This window comes from Cumulibacter manganitolerans (assembly GCF_009602465.1).
In the GTDB taxonomy this organism is placed as follows: Bacteria; Actinomycetota; Actinomycetes; order Mycobacteriales; family Antricoccaceae; genus Cumulibacter; species Cumulibacter manganitolerans.
Genome location: NZ_WBKP01000111.1, coordinates 1 through 2,337 on the forward strand (window position 1 = coordinate 1; position 2,337 = coordinate 2,337).

Below are 2,337 nucleotides of genomic sequence, written 5' to 3' on the forward strand. Positions count from 1 at the left end.
ACCCGCTGCGGGTCGCGCAGCGCGGCGCGCAGCGCGGCGGCGTCGGGACGCAGCAGCCAGGCGGTCGCGGCCAGCAGGCCCGACGTCGCGGCCGCCCGCCACGACCCGGAGGCTCTCGTCCACATCGCCCGCTCCCATCGACGTCGATATGCATCAAACAACAGCAAACGACATCAAATGTCAACGAACTCCTGGTCCCACTGTGGATGGTGGGTTGACCACCGGGACGTCGCGCGGAAGGCTGCGGGCATGCGCTGGGACCGCCTGCTCGCCGATCTCGCGGCCCTCGAGGAGGCCCGCGCCCGTGGCGAGATGCTCGGCGAGGCGGCCGAGCGCGGCCGGCTGGAGACCGCCCGCGTGGCCCTCGAGAACCGGCTGAGCGCGGCGGTCGGCGGCGAGCTGACCGTCGCGGTGGAGGGTGGTCAGCGCTGCAGCGGCCGGGTGGAGGCGGCCGGGGACGGCTGGCTGCTGCTGCGGTCCGGGCCGGCGGCCTGGCTGGTCGCGACCGCTCACCTGGTGTGGGTGGCGAACCTGCCTCGGCACACCGTCCCCGCGCCGGACGGCGCCGCGGCGGCGATCCACCGAGGCCTCGGGCTGCGGCACGTGCTGCGCGGCGTCGCCGCGGACCGCTCGGCCGTGCAGCTCGGCCTCGGGTCGAACGCACCGGTCAGCGGCACCATCGATCGGGTGGGCGCCGACTTCGTCGACCTCGCGGTGCACGACGTCGGCGCGCCGCGGCGGGCGGGCGAGGTGCAGGGCGTGCGCACGGTGCCGATCGCCGCGATCCGGTACCTGCGCCGGGGGTGGGAAGGGCGCTAGCGGCCCGGCTCCTCGTCGGCGTCCTCGAGGGCGTGCTCGGCCACCAGCCGCTCGGTCTTCTCGTACATCCGCTGGATGTAGGCCTCCAGGACCGTGGTCTCCACCCGCCACTGGCCGCGGCCGCCGACCTTGATGGCCGGCAGCTCGCCGTTGCGGACCAGCGCGTACGCCTGGGCGCTCGAGATGTTCAGCGTCTCGGCGACGTCGGTGAGCTTCAAGAAGCGTGCAGGTGCCACGAGGATCCTTTGTACGAGGGCCGCGCCAACTCTACGCGGGCCGGCGCGGCGCCCCGGGCGGATGTCCACATCCGTGGAGGTGTTACGCGAACGAGACCACTGCTCCATATCCTGCTGCTGACCCATGTCGCTGCGACGAGGTGACCGATGGCCCGACGAATTGTCCCAGCCCAGAGCACGGAATCCGAGCTGCCGTCCCCGGCCGCCCGCCGCGTCCGCAGCCCGCGGTGGCTCGACGTGCGGCTGCTGATCGGGCTGGCCCTCGTGCTCGCCTCGGTCGTCGCGGGCGCCAAGGTACTCGCCGACGCGGACAAGTCCGTGACGGTGTGGGCGGTCACCGCCGACCTTGCCGCCGGCTCGACGCTGACCGAGGCGGACCTGCGGACGGTCGACGTGCGCCTCGACGAGCACGCGGCCGCCTACGTGGCCGCGACCAGCAGCCCGGTCGGCAAGACGCTCAGCCGGGACGTGAGCGAGGGCGACCTGCTGCCGGCGCGGTCGGTCGCGGCGGCCGAGGAGCTGGTCGCTCTCGCGCTCAGCATCCCCGCGGCGCACGTGCCGGTCTCGGTGGGCCGCGGCGACCGGGTCACGCTGTACGCGACCCCCGAGCCGGTCGCCGGCGCGAAGGCCGCGCCGGGCGCGACCACGATGGTCGTCGAGGCGGTCCCGGTCGCCGACGTGTCCGAGCGCTCGCAGGGCGCCCTGTCGGTCGGCAGCGGCCAGCTGCAGGTGGTGATCAAGGTGCCGTCGTGCGCGGTGCCGGGAATCCTCGACGGGACGACGGGCAAGACCCTGACGCTGGTCGAGGTGGGCCGCGGCGCCGTCGCACCCGCGGGCTGCTGATGGCCGCCGTCGGGGTCGTCACCGCTATCGCCAACCCGGCGCTCGAGGCGGTCGTGGTCGCGGCGCTCGCCGAGCGGCCCTCCGACGTCCAGGTCGTACGCCGCTGCGTGGAGGTCGCCGACGTCCTCGCCGTCGCGGCCGCGGGCGCGGCCCGCGTCGTCGCGATCGGTGAGCGGCTGACCGGCCTGGACGCCGACATCGTCGCGGCGATCGCGTCCTACGGCGTCGTCCCGGTCGCGGTCAGCGAGCCCGGGGCCCGTTGGCCCTCGGCGTGCCGGATCCCCGTGGTGCTCGACATCGGGCTCGCACCGGACGAGCTCGCCGACGGGATCGTCGCGGCGGCGCGTGGCGCCGCGGACGGGCTCGCCGTCGGTGCCGGCACCCCACCGGCGCGCGACGCCGACGCCACGGCTCGCGGGCGGCTGGTCGCGGTGTGGGG

Annotated in this window: 3 protein-coding genes and 1 pseudogene; 3 read left to right on the top strand and 1 reads right to left on the bottom strand. The window is 75.3% G+C overall.

Annotation, left to right across the window (positions count from 1 at the left end):
* Nucleotides 1–249: 249 nt before the first annotated feature.
* Entirely contained in the window at nucleotides 250–819 is a 570-nt protein-coding gene (locus F8A92_RS18300) for a hypothetical protein (RefSeq protein WP_153506616.1), read from the top strand.
* On the opposite strand, the gene F8A92_RS18305 is transcribed toward F8A92_RS18300, so the two are convergent.
* On the bottom strand, nucleotides 816–1,055 hold the full coding sequence (locus F8A92_RS18305) for a helix-turn-helix domain-containing protein (protein ID WP_228389574.1): 240 nt from the start codon (nucleotides 1,053–1,055) through the stop codon (nucleotides 816–818). The two genes, F8A92_RS18300 and F8A92_RS18305, sit on opposite strands and share 4 nt — an antisense overlap.
* Nucleotides 1,056–1,202: 147 nt before the next feature.
* On the opposite strand from F8A92_RS18305, the gene F8A92_RS18310 reads away from it, so the two are divergent.
* Nucleotides 1,203–1,898 carry an SAF domain-containing protein gene (locus F8A92_RS18310; protein ID WP_153506617.1) on the top strand — a complete coding sequence of 232 codons (696 nt, stop codon included), beginning with the start codon at nucleotides 1,203–1,205 and terminating at the stop codon, nucleotides 1,896–1,898.
* Nucleotides 1,898–2,337: pseudogene (locus F8A92_RS18315) on the top strand (hypothetical protein); the annotation flags it as partial. The gene F8A92_RS18310 and the pseudogene F8A92_RS18315, both read left to right, overlap by 1 nt.

What these genes read in the sequence shown, in the direction of transcription:
- F8A92_RS18310 (WP_153506617.1), top strand. Translation starts at nt 1,203, where the DNA reads ATGGCCCGACGAATTGTCCCAGCCCAGAGCACGGAATCCGAGCTGCCG.
- F8A92_RS18300 (WP_153506616.1), top strand. Translation starts at nt 250, where the DNA reads ATGCGCTGGGACCGCCTGCTCGCCGATCTCGCGGCCCTCGAGGAGGCC.